Below are 14,736 nucleotides of genomic sequence, written 5' to 3' on the forward strand. Positions count from 1 at the left end.
CCACACTCTGATTTGTCCGAGGGTTAGGGTCGCAAAATGTGCGAGTAAAATGCATGTAACAATCTATACTAAATCAGATTATCAATAACTCTGAACAGTAGCTTCGTTGGCTTAGTCACGGCGCAGTCAGTCGAAATTGGATAAGTTAGAGCCTATATTCCAGATGTATTGGCAGAATTTCTATAGTTATTGTGTGTGGTTTGAAAATTCACTAGTTTCAAAAGGTGAGAGTACCACTTGTATATGTTTGCACACACCACGAGTACTAGTAACACGGCACACGAGACGAGACGCACACGAGACATGAGATAGGGAGTGAGTCGGTGAAACTCACTCGACGAGTGCTTCGAATGCGTCTGGGGGTGCACCATTTTGCCCTTCGAGAGAGTACTGTGCGAGGACCAAGACGAGGAGTCCAGTCGAGACGAAGATAGCAACCCCAGCCCACGACAGAAGCGAAAAAATCGGGAGTTGAGCCCAGAGACCGAAAATCAGTACCCACCCGAGGACACCCAGCGAGCCGTAGTATCGAGTCCACGAACGCTGCGGCTCGGTTTGCATCCAGAAGAACCCTTGATTGGCGACGTCGGAGACGAGAGAGACGTTCCGCTCTTCTTCGTCGTACCGAACCAGACCTGCCGACTCGAGTTTGGGGAGGTGCGTCTGGTACAACGAGATGTAGACTCGCTGTCTCTCTTCGTCGGTCACCTCCTCGATAGTCGTTTCATTTTCTCTGGAGGCGACCATCGCAGCGAGTTCTTTGAGCGTGATCGGTTCGTCTGCTCGATGGAGGAAATACAGGATTTGCCTCCGACGAGAGTTGCTGAGGATCCGAAACAGTTCGTCTTTGGATAGAGATGTCATCTTCGTGTGCGGGATGGTCACGCGCACGCCGCGCGTATGGACCTAACTCCGGTTGAACAAACTACACCACATGTGACCTTTGTTATCGTGACGTTTCTGCAATCCACTGGGGTACTATTGGGGGAAAATTAAGTTCATGTTCACCTGACCTTCAGATGTTGACAGACGGTCAGTGACGCGTTTTTTTCTGGATGTACGGGATGATTACTCATCACGACGACGTTGATAAAAGTCAATCAGATGGAACGAAGGCAATCTCGCGGTTACAGCGGTAATGAAGCCAATTATCCAGTATAGAGGTGGCTAACAATACCAGAGTACGGCGATATTATGAGTTGAGACTACATGTTCGAATTGACTGGCTTCCAACGCGACCTCCTGTACGTGATTGCCGGGGCAGAACGCCCATCCGGCCAAGAGATCAAAGAGATGATCAGCAAGGACGTCGGAGAAGTGAACCACGGCCGCCTCTACCCGAACCTCGACGCACTCGTCGAACAGGGATACGTAAACAAAGGCCAACACGACCGCCGGACAAACTTCTACGAGATGTCTGAAAAAGGCAGAGAGTCGATCTTAGACCGGCGTGCGTGGGAAGACCGACGCGTCAGTTTCCTCAAGTAAGCACCCGACAGTGAGAACTCCGACACACACGTGAGTCGGAACCCCGTCACTTCGAACAGCTACCGGAATGGCGTGTTCGTGGCAGTGGACGCCCCACGAGCCCGTATCACGATAGCAAACACACCGGGTACTCGCACTCTTTTTCCCTCGTTCATCACGTTCAGAGACGTTGCCTAGAGAGACAGCGAGTGTAATCGAGGAGACCCCAGGCTCTGGCACAGGTGGTCCTCACCAGACACGACTCGAGTAGGGCATCGACCGAACAGTTCCCGAGGGACACGACTCGTTTCGAACCACTCATCGCGGGCTTCGGCTACAAACCTGCGCACTCAGACCGAGTAGAGGTGTAGTGCGAGGAACAGTTCACTCCGTGACAGAGCAGTATCGAACAGAGAATGTCCCGAATCGACCCAAAAACACAGCCTCGGTGGCGTTCGTGACCAAATTTCCCGTTACTCAGCCCAGTTTTAGACAGACGGCGTCGGGGTGAGGACCTCGTTGTCTGGGTGCTCTCCGGATGAGCTGCGGAGATATATCATCTTACAAGATATTAGATTGGCGCCAAATATACCAGTTTTCATATGGTTATTTGACCCTCCGAAAAACGTCGATTAATACGGTCATAAGTAAGTGATTAATACGACTATAATCAGCCACTGTATGGCGTTTTACCCAGGACAGGTCCGACAACCAACCTATTAGAAATATCGAATATTGCAGAACCTATAGTATCGTTTTTAGATATTCATACATTCTTACTAATGTAATTATCGCAACATTTATGGCCCTAATCCGCAACTCCAGAAACATGGTAAGCGAACGGTCCACCGAGCAGGACCCCAAGAATAACGATCAGAATGCTGTTGGCCGGCGAGGTTACCTCGCACTTGTCGGTTCAGTCACTGCTGCGGGTACGCTCGCAGGAGTCTCTGGGGTCGGCTCGGCAACAGAACAGTCCGACGAACACTCCCCCATCGACGGTGAACACACCCTCGTCGTAGCAGGCACCGGGTCACTCTCGTCGTTCGAAGTGACTGTCGACGGAGAGATTACCCCCCTCAACGCACACGGTGCGCTCAGCACGACCGGGGCAGTCGGGCCTGCGGCAGAAGGAACCGTAAGCGGAGATTCGCGAAGCTACCGGTTTGCCGGAGATATCACGAACTTCCAGGCGACCGACGCCGTGTCGGTCTACGTCGACGGCGTCCGAGTCCCCGTCAACTCATTCTGAGATTGGCATCTGGACAGCTGTCGTCCCTCCAACCCTTTTAACCGACCAAACCGCGGTCGAGAGACATCACCCCAGAGCTACGGCGAACGCCAAACGGCCAGTTGTTACGACCGGAGATATCCGTTCAGCCACTCGCTCGTCACGTCGGAGAACTCGACCGTCGACCCGCCGTGTTCGTCGACGAACGAGTCGGCATCAGCGGTGTCCGAAAATGGGAGCAGGTCAGGCCCCATCCCACCGTAGACGGAACTCCCAACGACGTAGGTCAGTTCGGTGGCATCGCCGAACGTGTCGGCAGTCGTGTGCGTAGAGATGAACTGTCGACCACCGTCGCTCGACAGGGTGAACTCCACGTTGGAGTAGTCGGTGACGTAGATCGCAGTCGCCTCCCAGCCCATCCGTTCGTGTTCGAAGTAGTACGGAAACATACCCATACTCAACGTGTGGAACCACGCGGGGTTGTCGTGGCCGTCGGGAGATTCGTTGCGGTAGAATATCTGTCCGTTTGGGCCGGCGTGGTTACCGATGACCATCCCGCCTTGGTCGTCTTCTTTGCCACCAGAGAGGTCGATTGGCTCCGGCTTCGGTTCGGAATTACCACCGAGACAGCCCGCCAGCACCACGGGTACACTACCTACGGCGGCTTTCAATGCTGTTCGGCGAGTAATCGAGTCGGTCGGGGGTGAACAGTCTGGTAATTCGTCGTCCATCGATTCGTTACGCCGAACTAAGTCGTAATCGTATTAAAAACAGTGAGAACGTGTGCGCGACGAGAGCAAAATCGGGAGTTTCGGCCGTCTCTCGATAAGAGGAGAACGCTCGAGACGATGAAACGAACGAAACGATAGAACGAACGGTGAAAGAACAAACGGTGGAAGAACAAACGGTGGAACAAACGGTAGAACGAAACGGTGGAACGAACGGAACGATAGTATCGGCTCAGGCGACGACTCGTGCGCCGTCTGCGAGCGAACGAATCTCCTCGAAGACACGGTCTGCGTCCTCTGGGTCGCGCGCTTCGGCGGTGATACGGACTAGTGGTTCCGTCCCGCTCGCACGGACGAGGAACCAGCCATCGGTGGTATCGACCCGGATGCCGTCGGTCGTATCGACGTTGTCGTACTGAGCGTGGATGTCACGAGCGATTCGGTCCATCGCTTTGTGTTTGTTTTCGAACGTCACGCTGGCTCGACGAGTGGTGTATGCGTCTCCACCGAGTGAGTGTACCTGTTTGGAGAGTGGTCCATCACGGGCGACGAGTTCCGTGAGCTTCAGCGCCGCGTAGTGGCCGTCCGGAGCGAGCGTCTCGTCCGGCCAAATCCACGCACCCGAGGGTTCGCCGCCGAAGACGAACCCCGGTTGTTCGACAGCCTCTGCAACGTGAACGTCGCCGACTGGCGTGTACGTCACGTGACCACCCGCACTCTCGACGACGTCCTGGACCAGAAGACTCGTGTCGATTGGGACTGCCACGGATTCTCCAGGAGAGACCGCGTCGCGAGCGAACAGCGCGAGGAGGTGGTCACCAGAGACGTACTCACCGGTTTCGTCGACAGCGACCAACCTGTCAGAGTCACCGTCGTGGGCGAGGCCGACGTCCACACCGAGTGCGGGGACGGTTCGCCGGAGTGCAGAGAGCGTCGTGGCGTTCGGTTCACTCTTTCGTGCGGGGAATCGGCCGTCCTGCTGTCCGTCGATAGTGTTGACCGTCGCACCGAGTTCGTAGAGGGCGTCTACCGAAACTCGCCCGGTTCCGTTACCCAGGTCGAATGCGATAGCCACGTCGTCGAACGAATCGAACGAGGAGACCAGGTGGTCGACGTGCCGTGCGGACCCGTCGGGCCACGTTCGTTCGGTTCCGAGTTCGTCCCACGCTGCGGGGGTGATATCGTTCCGATTGAGGCGATGGACGATGTTTCGCGTCTGTTCTTTGTCGAACGCACGGCCACTCGGCGTCCAGAGTTTCAGACCGTTGTCCGACGCGGGATTGTGTGAGGCAGTGATTCCGATGCCGGCGTCTGCACCGGTCCATCCGACAGCACGGGCGACAGTCGGCGTCGAGACGACACCCAGACGGATGACATCGGCACCACACTCACGGACACCCGCACTGACGGCGTCTGCGAGGACGTCGCCACTGAGGCGGGCGTCTTGGCCGACGACGACGGTGCGTGCGTCACAACCGACGGCACGACCGATTCGAAGGGCTAGCTCTGCGGTCACGGTTCGGCCGACCGGACCACGGATTCCACTCGTTCCGAACATATAGAATGTGACGCTGAGCGTACGTTTTGGTATACGTCACCTACTCTGACAGACGAGAGATAAGGTAGCACCTACCGTGGAGTTCGGCTGTGCTACCGTTGAGGGGGGACCATCCCAGCCTGCGGGGGAGTAGACTGGGTTGTGGGGTCTGACTACCGACTACTGTGCGAGTCGTGTATCGTCGGCGGGCATGATTTCGAGGGAACCAAGCGAGTCGAGGGTCACTCGATAGCCGGCGTATGAAAATGAGATGATTGCGTCGTCAGATTGTTCGAAGAGAGTGTTGAGGGCGTCCGGGTCGATAGTCCCTGCGAGTGGTGGTAGTTGGGTCGGGCGGATGTCCTCGATTGCTGCAATACTCATCACCACATTCGTGCTCAGAGGTTCGGAACGGTCTCGGTCTACTCTGTAGACACCGGTCTCTTCTTCGTGAGTTACCCGCGACTGTTTCCATTGGAGTGTCTGTGCCATCATGGTGCTTGACATTCCACGGTGTGAGTTCATCGGTCTTAAATCCGTGCTATTTGTGAACAGTAGTGATTTGTGAAGGTCACAGATGCAGATAGGAATCAGATAGTTGTGCCGATGGTGTTGGTCGAACGACACAGTACCAAAGGCCGTTACAGTGAGGAAGACCTGACTGGTTCACCGTCGTGCAAACAGCTCTTGTGTCTTTTGCCGGGCTTCTTCGGTCGAGATCTCGCGGTTGTACAGCGCCGCGCCGGGTTCTAGCAGCGCCCCACCCGTAGCAAGGGGCCCAGCGTCTACTGCTCCGAAGCCGAGGTCACGAATCAGTCCAGCAACCACGTCTTTCGCGTCAGCGTCGTCTCCAGCGAGGAAGATGGCGAACCGCTCCGACTCCGACAGTTCTGGATGACCAAAGTCACGCAGCGTCTCCCAGTAGATGGTGTTGAACGCCTTGACGACGCGTGCGTCGGGAAGTTGCGACGCGATTACCTCCGACGAAGTTCGGTCACCGAGGTCGATGACGTGGAAGTTCTCCGTGTACGGGTTCGTCGCGTCGACGACGATTTTCTCTTCGAAGTGGTCTGCAGCGGGGAGCGTGTCTCGCTTCCGGAAGGGAACTGCGAGGATGACGACCTCACCGAACTGTATCGCACGTTCTGGTGTCACTGCGTGAAGGTTCGAACCGAGCATTTCGGTGAGGTCGTCGAGCGATTTGGGACCTTTCGTATTTGCGATGGCTACCTCGTGACCCACCTCTACGAGGAGTTGCGCCAGCGTCCCACCGAGCCGACCAGCACCGAGTATCCCAATGTCCATAAACAAATATGATTGTTTGACACATTGAATCTTGTGTCGATTCTCGTCTGTTACGCACGACGGACGAGACGTCAGATATCTCCGAGCGAAGGCGAGTCGTCGTCGGTCGTTTCACGGGCAGTGAGCCAAACACAGGAGTAGGAGCTCCCACACACACATATCAGATACCAAATAGACACCATTATGCACTGAATAACCACCTCAGACGTTCTCGGAGCCGATACGTTCAGGCTATCAGGACAATCATAAATTAATATAAATGTGAACGTAGTGTTCCTATGCACAGACGCCAATTTCTTGGTGGGGCTGGGGTGGGCATCGTCCTCATCGCCGGCTGCCTCGGTGGGAGCAGCGACACCACGACTCCAGACGCAGGTTCACAGCAAAGCGGTGGCAACGAGCAAACTCCCAAGCCACAGACGAAGACGCCTGAGCCCACGCCCGAATCGACGCCCGAACCAACGCCAGACCCGTCTGACGACGAAGATGTGGTCGACAGAATCGACTTCACGCGCGAAGAAGACGACCCAGACGTCGTCGGAACGCTTCTGACCAAGGGTCCAGTACCCGGCGTCGTCGTCTCCTCTGACATCTTCTCCGCGAAGGCGTGGCAGAACTACGCCACCGTCGACGAAGAAGACGGAGTCTACAAGATCGGTCTCTCGGTTTCGGCGACGTCCGCAATCGGTCGGCTCTCGGTCGTCGGGAAGATGTACGACGAAGCAGGAGAGCTTCTCAGCGAAGATTCAGACGTGAGCAACAACATCCCCAGCGGTGAGAAGGCCCTCATCCACCTCGGTTTCGACGGAAACGTCGACGAGATGTACCACTTCGAGGTTTCGTTGTTCGCACCCAAGTGAGCGAGGTTTCGTCGTTCGCACCCAAGTGAGCGAGCGTTACACACCGCGTGCGTAGGCTTCGAACTCTTTTCCCCGAATCGCGAAATAGCCGACACCGACGAGTCCGACGAGTGACGCGAGTCCGAAGGCGACTGTCGGGTCGTTCGCATAGAGCCACCCACCGAGTGCCGCACTCGGGATGACGACGGTGTTTCGGACGAGGTAGTACGCACCGGTGACTCGCCCGCCTGCGTTCCGTTCTGCGGGACCGACGATGAGTGCCTTGTGTGCTGGCAACCCGGCGAAACGGAGCCCCGAGAACGCAAAGAGTGCGACGAGCACCCACTGGTTGCTCGGTGCGAAGATGAGGAGGGCAGGAAAGACAGCGTAGACCGAAAAGCCCAGTGCGACGACCGGTTTGAGTCCCGTCCGTTCTGCGAGTTTCGAGACGGGGAGTTTCGTCACGATGGCGACGAGCATCTCGACACCGAGTAAGACACCGAAGAAGGCGTCGGGGCGGAGCGCGACACCGAACCCAGTGAAGCCGACCGACAGGAAGTCGGTGACGACGATGACGAAGAAGACGTAGACCATCCCATTGGCGAAGCGGACGAGTGTGTCCGCGACGAGAAGTGGACGGAGCGTCTCCGGGAGCGAGCGAAGGTCCTCGCGGAGTTGCGAGAGTCCTTCGAACGATTTCCCGAGTGAATCTTCGCTGGCGTCGTAGAGGACGTGTTGGGCGACTGTTGCGGCGATTCCGAACCCCGCGGCGACGACGAGGACGTATCTGAATCCGACGACGAACGACGCTGTCACGGCCAGGAGTGCCGCGGCGATGAGTGGACCGAGCAAGAACCCGACACGCCGGAATATCTCGGTGCTGGCGAACCCCATCGCCAGTCGCGTCGGCGGAACGCTCTGTTTGACGATGGCGAACGTCGCGCCGAGGCCGAACGACTTCCACGCCTGTGTGAGGAAGAGTCCGACGAATATCCACAGCCACGGCTCGAGCGAGACACCACTCACCGTCACCGGTGGAACCGACGGCGCGACGAACCACAGGAGGAACCCAGCAGAAGTGAGGGTTCCAAAGAGCGTCAGCGACAGCCGAGACCCGAGTCGGTCCGAGAGTGCACCACCGGGATACGGGTAGAGTGCGCCGATGAGGTTCCCGACGCTTCCGTACAACCCGACGACAGTCGCACCCGTCCCGAGTACACGGAGATACTCGGGGATGTACCGTCCCGTCATCTGAAACGAGAGGCTGAACGCGAGCATCGCCACCGAGAGGACGAACACGTCGCGTTCGAGGCCGAAGAACTGGCGAAACGAGTCCAGCGCGTCAACGGAGTCCCGACCTGCGTTCATCGGTCGTTCGATTCGACCACGTCGGTAAGAAAGTACGCGAGGCGACGACCGTTCTGTCGGCGGGTCGACCCAGACCACGAGTCCGTCGTCGGTTCGAACGATGCCCCGAGTTCGTTCGTCTCCGAAGGGTGCGTCGCCGACGGAATCGAACCACTCGCGACGATTTCAGACAGCTACTCGAATCGACGACCGAGTTGGACCACGACGAAGCCAGCGATAGCCACGAGGACGATAGAGCCACCGGCCGCGAGTCCGTAAAGATACGCGAGCGTGACACCGACCACACCTGCCACCTCTCCCGCGAGGACACCGTACAGCAGCGACTGTTTGTAACTCCGACCGATGCGTGCGGTCGTCACGACGGGGATGACGAGCAGTGCGGCGACGAGGATGACGCCCATAATCCGCATGGCGCTGACGACGACGAACGCCGTGAGAATCGACAAGAGCGTGTTCACCGCACGAACGTGGACCCGAGACGCACGGGCCGCCGTCTCGTCGAACGTCACGTACAGAAGTGGCCGGTAGGCGACGGTGACTGCCGCCACGACCACGAGCGTCATCGAGGCGAGAAGTCCCACGTCGGCCCGAGAGACGGTTGCGAGTGACCCGAACAGATACTGGTTGATTCCGACCGATATCCCACCATCAGTAAGCGAGATGAGTACGCTGCCGACTGCGAACCCGCCCGTGAGAACCATCGCAAGCGCGGCGTCACTCCGTGTCCCAGTGTACTCGACGAGTGCTTGGACGAGGAGCGCGGCAATCGTCGCGACGACGAGCGCACCGACGAGTGGGGGAACCGCTATCGAAAGCGCCGCTTCGAGAAAGAGTGCGACGGCGACGCCCGCAAAGGCAGTGTGTGCGAGCGTGTCTCCGACCATCGAGAGGTCACGATACACCAAGAACGAGCCAACGAGTGGCCCAACGATGCCGATTGCGAGCACCGAGAGATACGCCCGTTGCATGTAGGGGTACGTCAGGAACTGGAGTCCCGTCACGCCGGCGAGCCACGAAAACACGATGTCGGAGACGCCGAGGAACCAGTCGAACGGTCCCGAGAAGACGGAGGCGACGAGGAGGTGTGAAACCACGTCGGTGGTGGCTGCTGCCGACGTCGACGCGAGTAGCAAACCGGGACCCATCACGGGTCCTCCGGAGGTGCTGTCGAGTCGGTGGGTGCTGAGCCATCGGTGGAATCGGAGTCCACGTCCGAATCCTCGGTGTCGGAGGTGTGGACGCCGTGGTCGTGGTTGATAATCCGCTGATTTGCACCATAGGCCGCAGAGAGAGCGTCGCTTTCGACGAAGTCGTCGGGGGCACCGTGGAAGTAGAGTCGTTTGTTCAAGCAGGCGACGCGTGACGCACGGGCGGTGACGACGCCGATGTCGTGTTCGACGAGGACGATGGTCATTCCCGTGTCGTTCAAGTCGGCGAGGAGTTCGTAAAACGACTCGCGGGACTCTGCGTCGAGGGCGACGGTCGGTTCGTCGAGGGCGAGAAACTCCGCCTCGGCGGCGAGTGCGCGGGCGACGAAGACACGCTGTCGCTGCCCGCCAGAGAGCGACCCGACACGTCTATCTGCGATATCGTCGATTGCGACGCTGTCGAGCGCGTCGTCCACTGCTGCGTGGTCGGCAGCAGAGAACCGGCCGAACAGATTGCGTGGGTAACGACCCATCCGGACCACCTCTCGGACGGTGATAGGCATGTCTCGGGACGTCTTCGTCGCGTCCTGTGCCACGTAGGCGACGCGTTCACCGTGTTCGAACTCGTGGGCCGGTTCACCGAAGAGTCGAACGTCTCCGCCGTCCGGGCGCTGGAGTCCGAGCATCAACGACAGGAGTGTGCTCTTCCCCGACCCGTTCGGACCGACGAGACCGAGGAAATCACCTTCTTGGACCTCGAACGAGACGTCATCGACGACGGAGAGGTCACCGTACGAGAAGGAAACGTCGTGGAGTGAAACGGCAGTCATCACGCGTCGAGTGCAGTTTGGAGCGACGGAAGGTTCGTCTCGCGCACGATGTCGATGTAGCCCCACCCTGCCTCGCGCCACTCACTCGTCAGACCGGGGATAGACGTCAGGGGGAGGACCGCCTCTGCGTCCGTCTCCGCCACGAGCTGCGTCGCGGCACGGTCGGATTCGAGCGGGTCCGCGAGGACGTGCCGAATCCCGTGTTCCTCGATGGTCGCCTGTGCGCGTTCGATATCACGGGGCGAGGGCGTCTCGTCCGGACCGAGGCCAGTGAGTGCGACGACGTCGATATCGTATCGGTCGCCGAGATAGCCAAACGCGTCGTGACCGGCCACGAGAATCACGTCTCGGTCGCGAGATTCGAGGGCCGTCTCTATCGTCGAGTCGAGGTCCAACAGAGCGCTTCGATACGCGTCGGCGTTCGCCGCGTAGGCGTCTGCGTTTGCCCCATCGACCGCCTGAAAGGCATCCCGGAGCGTCTCAGTCGCAGTGACGACGTTGCGTGGGTCCATCCAGAAGTGCGGGTCGACCATACCGTGACTCTCGTCGGAGTCTGACTGTGCGTCGTCGTCGTGGTCGTCGTCGTGGCCGTCGTCGTGGCCGTCGGCGTCGTCCGTGCCGCTAGCGGTGGACTCGTCGTCGTGGGCGTGTCCGTCGTCGGTCGCCTCGTGAAGGTCGATATCGGCGGAAACGTCGACGGAAACCACGTCCGAATCGTCGGCAGCGAGCGAGGTCAACACGTCGTCAGCCCACGGTTGAAAGGTGGGCATCCCGTGTACGAAGAGGTCCGATTCGAGGATTCGCCCCTGGATGTCCGGACCCGGTTCCCAACCGTGACCGTGTTGGCCGACTGGAACGAGCGTCTCGGCCGTCGCGTCTTCACCAGCGACGTGGGTGGCGACGTCACCGAAGACGAAGAACGACGCACTCGCCAGCGTCTCTGCCGACTCCTGGTCCGTCGCGTCCGCCCCGAGACATCCGGCGAGCCCAGCGGCGCTCATCCCGGCGACGCTCGTGAGGAACGCACGCCGTGTCTGTGTTCGCATGTTAATAGAAAGTTTGTTCGAGATAATAAGTCCTGTTATATCTAGAGAGATTATTATTATCTCCGGTGCCGGCGTTACCCCGTCGGTTCGTCGCGTGCAGCGTTGACCGCGCCGAGAACCCACGCGCTCGTCTCGGGGGCCTCTCTGGCGACGAACTGGACGTAGGCGTACTGGCCCATGGCGTTTCGGGCCGACCGATACGTGTCCGTCTCCAGTGAGCGTTCGAGGTAGCTGTCACCCTGTCCGAGTCGGTGTGAGACGTCGGTGAGGGTACGCCGTGTGACAGAGGGGTAAACCGACGTCGAGCGGGCGGATTCGACCGCCTGCAGCGCCGCGAGTTTGGTCTCGCGGACCGCGCTCGCAGACTGTGGCGCACCGAACGCGCCGTTTCGAACCGCGGATATCGCGGCCTCCAACGCACGCCGGTTCCGTTCGGCGGCGTGCACTTCGAGTAGCGCGCTCGCAATTCGGTCACGACGGAGTTCCGCTCGTGCACCGTCTACGCGAAAGTGCAGGTGGGCGAACGCCTCAGTGAGGAGGTCACGGGCAGGCGTATCGTCGAGGTCGCGGTCGAGTTGGTCGACGAGTGGGTTGTCCGGTCCGTAGTCGTCGGGGTATTCGTCTCTGCGGTCTTCGACCACGCCGACCAGCCACGACGCAGATTGCTGGAACACGTCTCCGAACTCCTGCGGGTCGGAGAGTGATGCCCGATAGCGTTCCGAGAAGTGACGGGCGGCCGCCAACGATGCCCGCGCGGATTCGAGTTCGTCGAACATCTCGCCCACTCGCGGTGCGCTTTCAGCGTACCGCCCTGTTTCCGTGGTGTGTCCGAGGTAGCGTGTCGCCGCGGCGGCGAACTGTTCGATGTCGGTGTGAACGACCAGTGTCGGTCCGGGTTCGTCACCGAGATAGCGATGTGCCGACCTGAACGACTCCACCGCAGACCGAACCGACTCGACTTCCGACCGGACGTCGACCCCGTCGAGTTCGCCGATTGCCGCCTCGTACGTCCCTTTGGCCATCGCCGCGCTCCCGCGAGCAGCGCGGAGCGTCCGTAATCGCTCGTATGGTGACTTCGCAGTGCCTGCCCGTTCGAGATACCGGGCGGCGTCTTCGCGAGCGTCGGCGTATATTCGACGGACCGCCTCGTTCGGGACCTCCGCACTGTCCATCTCCTCGGGGACCGACGCCAGCATCGCTCTCGCGCGCGAGTCACTCTCTTCGAGGAACCATGGTGCGATGGGTGTCGGCGTCCGGACAGGGACCGACAGTGTGCCGAGTCGTTCGACGCCCCGTAACGCCGCGACGTCGAGTTCGGGGCGGTCGTCCCCGCCACCGTCGAGTACAGTCGTACACCCAGCAAGTGTGGCGATTCCGGTTCCCCCGAGGGCCGCGAGGAAGTTCCGTCGCGTCCGACGCATCGTCATGTGTCCCCCTCGGTGGACTCGTTCCGGAGCGACGGCGGAAGCCGACAACTCCGCCCGCCCCCCTGACTCCATCCGCTCGCATCGCGGTCGGAGTCCGAGAACGGAAGTCGAATCAGCGACGCGACGACGTGCCGGTCGTCGACCGAACACTCGACTGCGGCGTCGCGAAGGACGTAACAGAAATCGGCATCGACGAAGTGGTCGGGCGGTGAGACGACGTAGTTGAGCTTCATATCGTGACAGGCGTCGACCCGGTGTTGGACGATGACCAGCGACTGAGAGCGGAACGTCGTCTCGTCGATGAATCGTCTGACCTCGTCGATGCCGTCGGGGGTGGCGACGACGTCGATATCGTCTAGGTCTTCGTCCGCTCTGACGAGAAACGCGTCGAGCGTCGAACCCGACGTATCACTATCTCCCGCTCGGAAGATTGGTGTTCCGGACGTGGACCGAACGTCGGTGTAGTCGTACTCGGTGACGAGGTCCTCGGGTCGAGGGCCGTGTGGGGTTCGAGAGGAGGAACTGGAGCCACTGCCCGTACACCCAGCGAGTGCCGTGAGAAGTGACGCACCACCACTGAGGAGGAGTTGTCTGCGAGTTTGCAGGGACATCTGTCGGTTAATCGACTCTTCCAGACGACTATGTTCCTTGTGGTTGGGTAGACCGAAGCGACCGAATCGCGGGACATTTCCCCCACCACGTCCTCGCATCGACAGACGAATGCGCGAAGACGAGTTGGCGACCCGTGTCGTCGAACATTTCCGCACGGCCTTCGACGACGTCGAAATCCACCTCGAAGAGCCGTACGACCACTACGGAAACCGCGGTGTCGCCGACGTGTACGTCCGCGTCCGAACGCCAGAACCGGTCGACTATCTCATCGAACTCAAAGCCGACGCGGCAATCAGACACGCCACCGGAGCCAACGAGATTCTGCGGCAGTATCGCCGGATGGAGCGGTACTTCTACAAAGACGACGAGCACGACATTCGACCGAAACTCGCCCGTGATGGACCGGGTGTCCACGTCTTTCTGTTGTTCGCACCCACCGTCCGATGCGTCGAGCACGTCCACGAACATCGTGCACTCTACGAGTCGGTCGCACCCGAGGCCGTCGTCGAAGACGTTCTCGCGACTCGAAAAGTAGCGTTCCTGACGAACTTAGACCGTGCAGCAGACGGCGAACTCGGGTTTCTCTCCGTGAACGGTGAAGTTCCCTTCGAATCTGCGGCGTTCAGGGAGGCAATCCCACCCGGTTCCCGACTCGCCGAAGCGATGGACGACGCAACAATCTAGCAAACACCCTCATACACCCCCCGTCCCTAGGGGTGGGTATGGGAACGACGCGGAAGTCAGTTCGAATCCCGCTGGGTGACCTCCGGCAACAGGTAGCGGACTCGCTCGGTATCGCAGCGTCACTAGTCGAGATTCACGACATCCACCTCGAAGAGGGAGCGCTGGAAGTCGAGGTGAGTTACCCGGACGGCGAGAGCGTTCCCGTCGTCGAACTGTTCGTCACCGGCCCCGACGGGCACACCGAGTCGTACGTCACGGAGTTAGACGGAGCGAAGAATCTCCTCATCGCCGGGGAAGACGTCCTCGTCGAACTCGTCGATTACGACGCCGAACGAGGTGAGGTGTTCGTCTCGGTGAAACACCGGCAGAACGGTGAGCTGGTGACTGTCCTCGGATGCGGAGAACAGTGGGTCATTCCAGTCGAACGTGACGGCGAAGAACGGGCGGTTCGGTGTCGGATTCAGAGCGCTATCGAACCGCCAACGTCGGACGATTGAAGCGGGTCTTCAGGTTC

16 protein-coding genes are annotated in these 14,736 nt (G+C 59.5%); 5 read left to right on the top strand and 11 right to left on the bottom strand.

Annotation, left to right across the window (positions count from 1 at the left end; genetic code table 11):
• Window positions 1-330: 330 nt before the first annotated feature.
• Window positions 331-864 (bottom strand): winged helix-turn-helix domain-containing protein, encoded by a 534-nt coding sequence (locus tag GJR99_RS15980; RefSeq protein ID WP_151114056.1) that lies wholly within the window; start codon window positions 862-864, stop codon window positions 331-333.
• Between the two features lie 345 nt (window positions 865-1,209).
• Between GJR99_RS15980 and GJR99_RS15985 the strand changes: the two genes are divergently transcribed.
• Both GJR99_RS15985 and GJR99_RS15990 read left to right on the top strand, forming a co-directional pair.
• Window positions 1,210-1,488 (top strand): PadR family transcriptional regulator, encoded by a 279-nt coding sequence (locus GJR99_RS15985; protein ID WP_151114057.1) that lies wholly within the window; start codon window positions 1,210-1,212, stop codon window positions 1,486-1,488.
• An 808-nt stretch (window positions 1,489-2,296) separates the two neighbouring features.
• Window positions 2,297-2,719 carry a hypothetical protein gene (locus tag GJR99_RS15990; protein ID WP_151114058.1) on the top strand — a complete coding sequence of 141 codons (423 nt, stop codon included), beginning with the start codon at window positions 2,297-2,299 and terminating at the stop codon, window positions 2,717-2,719.
• Between the two features lie 104 nt (window positions 2,720-2,823).
• Here the strand turns inward: GJR99_RS15990 and GJR99_RS15995 are convergent, their stop codons facing one another.
• From GJR99_RS15995 to GJR99_RS16010, 4 genes are all read right to left on the bottom strand, one after another.
• Window positions 2,824-3,429: a nitrous oxide reductase accessory protein NosL gene (locus tag GJR99_RS15995; RefSeq protein ID WP_151114059.1), complete on the bottom strand. Its 606-nt coding sequence runs from the start codon at window positions 3,427-3,429 to the stop codon at window positions 2,824-2,826.
• A gap of 229 nt (window positions 3,430-3,658) precedes the next feature.
• A complete protein-coding gene (gene glmM, locus GJR99_RS16000) occupies window positions 3,659-4,984 on the bottom strand; it encodes a phosphoglucosamine mutase (RefSeq protein WP_151114060.1) in 1,326 nt (441 codons plus the stop codon).
• A 159-nt stretch (window positions 4,985-5,143) separates the two neighbouring features.
• Window positions 5,144-5,458 carry a HalOD1 output domain-containing protein gene (locus tag GJR99_RS16005; RefSeq protein WP_151114061.1) on the bottom strand — a complete coding sequence of 105 codons (315 nt, stop codon included), beginning with the start codon at window positions 5,456-5,458 and terminating at the stop codon, window positions 5,144-5,146.
• 171 nt (window positions 5,459-5,629) lie between these two features.
• The gene (locus tag GJR99_RS16010) at window positions 5,630-6,268 is read right to left on the bottom strand and encodes an NADPH-dependent F420 reductase (RefSeq protein ID WP_151114062.1); all 639 of its coding nucleotides are present in this window, start codon (window positions 6,266-6,268) and stop codon (window positions 5,630-5,632) included.
• A 278-nt stretch (window positions 6,269-6,546) separates the two neighbouring features.
• Between GJR99_RS16010 and GJR99_RS16015 the strand changes: the two genes are divergently transcribed.
• A complete protein-coding gene (locus GJR99_RS16015) occupies window positions 6,547-7,128 on the top strand; it encodes a hypothetical protein (protein WP_151114063.1) in 582 nt (193 codons plus the stop codon).
• Between the two features lie 36 nt (window positions 7,129-7,164).
• Here the strand turns inward: GJR99_RS16015 and GJR99_RS16020 are convergent, their stop codons facing one another.
• The 6 genes from GJR99_RS16020 to GJR99_RS16045 all read right to left on the bottom strand — a co-directional run bounded on the left by GJR99_RS16020 (window position 7,165) and on the right by GJR99_RS16045 (window position 13,537).
• A complete protein-coding gene (locus GJR99_RS16020) occupies window positions 7,165-8,475 on the bottom strand; it encodes an MFS transporter (protein WP_151114064.1) in 1,311 nt (436 codons plus the stop codon).
• 173 nt (window positions 8,476-8,648) lie between these two features.
• Window positions 8,649-9,620, bottom strand: a complete 972-nt coding sequence (locus GJR99_RS16025; RefSeq protein WP_151114065.1) for a metal ABC transporter permease — start codon at window positions 9,618-9,620, stop codon at window positions 8,649-8,651.
• Window positions 9,620-10,453 (bottom strand): metal ABC transporter ATP-binding protein, encoded by an 834-nt coding sequence (locus GJR99_RS16030; protein WP_151114066.1) that lies wholly within the window; start codon window positions 10,451-10,453, stop codon window positions 9,620-9,622. The genes GJR99_RS16025 and GJR99_RS16030 overlap by 1 nt, the downstream gene beginning before the upstream one ends.
• Window positions 10,453-11,499, bottom strand: a complete 1,047-nt coding sequence (locus GJR99_RS16035; RefSeq protein WP_151114067.1) for a metal ABC transporter substrate-binding protein — start codon at window positions 11,497-11,499, stop codon at window positions 10,453-10,455. The genes GJR99_RS16030 and GJR99_RS16035 overlap by 1 nt, the downstream gene beginning before the upstream one ends.
• A gap of 74 nt (window positions 11,500-11,573) precedes the next feature.
• Window positions 11,574-12,926, bottom strand: coding sequence for a hypothetical protein (locus tag GJR99_RS16040; RefSeq protein ID WP_323849373.1), 1,353 nt, complete (start codon window positions 12,924-12,926; stop codon window positions 11,574-11,576).
• Complete coding sequence (locus tag GJR99_RS16045) at window positions 12,923-13,537, bottom strand: hypothetical protein (RefSeq protein WP_151114068.1); 615 nt, start codon at window positions 13,535-13,537, stop codon at window positions 12,923-12,925. The genes GJR99_RS16040 and GJR99_RS16045 overlap by 4 nt, the downstream gene beginning before the upstream one ends.
• 109 nt (window positions 13,538-13,646) lie before the next feature.
• On the opposite strand from GJR99_RS16045, the gene GJR99_RS16050 reads away from it, so the two are divergent.
• Both GJR99_RS16050 and GJR99_RS16055 read left to right on the top strand, forming a co-directional pair.
• Window positions 13,647-14,222 (top strand): hypothetical protein, encoded by a 576-nt coding sequence (locus GJR99_RS16050; RefSeq protein WP_151114069.1) that lies wholly within the window; start codon window positions 13,647-13,649, stop codon window positions 14,220-14,222.
• A gap of 38 nt (window positions 14,223-14,260) precedes the next feature.
• Window positions 14,261-14,719: a hypothetical protein gene (locus GJR99_RS16055; RefSeq protein WP_151114070.1), complete on the top strand. Its 459-nt coding sequence runs from the start codon at window positions 14,261-14,263 to the stop codon at window positions 14,717-14,719.
• The last annotated feature ends 17 nt before the right edge of the window (window positions 14,720-14,736 follow it).

This window comes from Haloferax marinum (assembly GCF_009674625.1).
In the GTDB taxonomy this organism is placed as follows: domain Archaea; phylum Halobacteriota; class Halobacteria; order Halobacteriales; family Haloferacaceae; genus Haloferax; species Haloferax marinum.

Bases quoted from the DNA above. Each gene is read 5' to 3' on its own strand.
- GJR99_RS15980 (WP_151114056.1), bottom strand. From the start codon at position 864: ATGACATCTCTATCCAAAGACGAACTGTTTCGGATCCTCAGCAACTCT.
- GJR99_RS15985 (WP_151114057.1), top strand. From the start codon at position 1,210: ATGTTCGAATTGACTGGCTTCCAACGCGACCTCCTGTACGTGATTGCC.
- GJR99_RS15990 (WP_151114058.1), top strand. From the start codon at position 2,297: ATGGTAAGCGAACGGTCCACCGAGCAGGACCCCAAGAATAACGATCAG.
- GJR99_RS15995 (WP_151114059.1), bottom strand. From the start codon at position 3,429: ATGGACGACGAATTACCAGACTGTTCACCCCCGACCGACTCGATTACT.
- glmM (WP_151114060.1), bottom strand. From the start codon at position 4,984: ATGTTCGGAACGAGTGGAATCCGTGGTCCGGTCGGCCGAACCGTGACC.
- GJR99_RS16005 (WP_151114061.1), bottom strand. From the start codon at position 5,458: ATGATGGCACAGACACTCCAATGGAAACAGTCGCGGGTAACTCACGAA.
- GJR99_RS16010 (WP_151114062.1), bottom strand. From the start codon at position 6,268: ATGGACATTGGGATACTCGGTGCTGGTCGGCTCGGTGGGACGCTGGCG.
- GJR99_RS16015 (WP_151114063.1), top strand. From the start codon at position 6,547: ATGCACAGACGCCAATTTCTTGGTGGGGCTGGGGTGGGCATCGTCCTC.
- GJR99_RS16020 (WP_151114064.1), bottom strand. From the start codon at position 8,475: ATGAACGCAGGTCGGGACTCCGTTGACGCGCTGGACTCGTTTCGCCAG.
- GJR99_RS16025 (WP_151114065.1), bottom strand. From the start codon at position 9,620: ATGGGTCCCGGTTTGCTACTCGCGTCGACGTCGGCAGCAGCCACCACC.
- GJR99_RS16030 (WP_151114066.1), bottom strand. From the start codon at position 10,453: ATGACTGCCGTTTCACTCCACGACGTTTCCTTCTCGTACGGTGACCTC.
- GJR99_RS16035 (WP_151114067.1), bottom strand. From the start codon at position 11,499: ATGCGAACACAGACACGGCGTGCGTTCCTCACGAGCGTCGCCGGGATG.
- GJR99_RS16040 (WP_323849373.1), bottom strand. From the start codon at position 12,926: ATGACGATGCGTCGGACGCGACGGAACTTCCTCGCGGCCCTCGGGGGA.
- GJR99_RS16045 (WP_151114068.1), bottom strand. From the start codon at position 13,537: ATGTCCCTGCAAACTCGCAGACAACTCCTCCTCAGTGGTGGTGCGTCA.
- GJR99_RS16050 (WP_151114069.1), top strand. From the start codon at position 13,647: ATGCGCGAAGACGAGTTGGCGACCCGTGTCGTCGAACATTTCCGCACG.
- GJR99_RS16055 (WP_151114070.1), top strand. From the start codon at position 14,261: ATGGGAACGACGCGGAAGTCAGTTCGAATCCCGCTGGGTGACCTCCGG.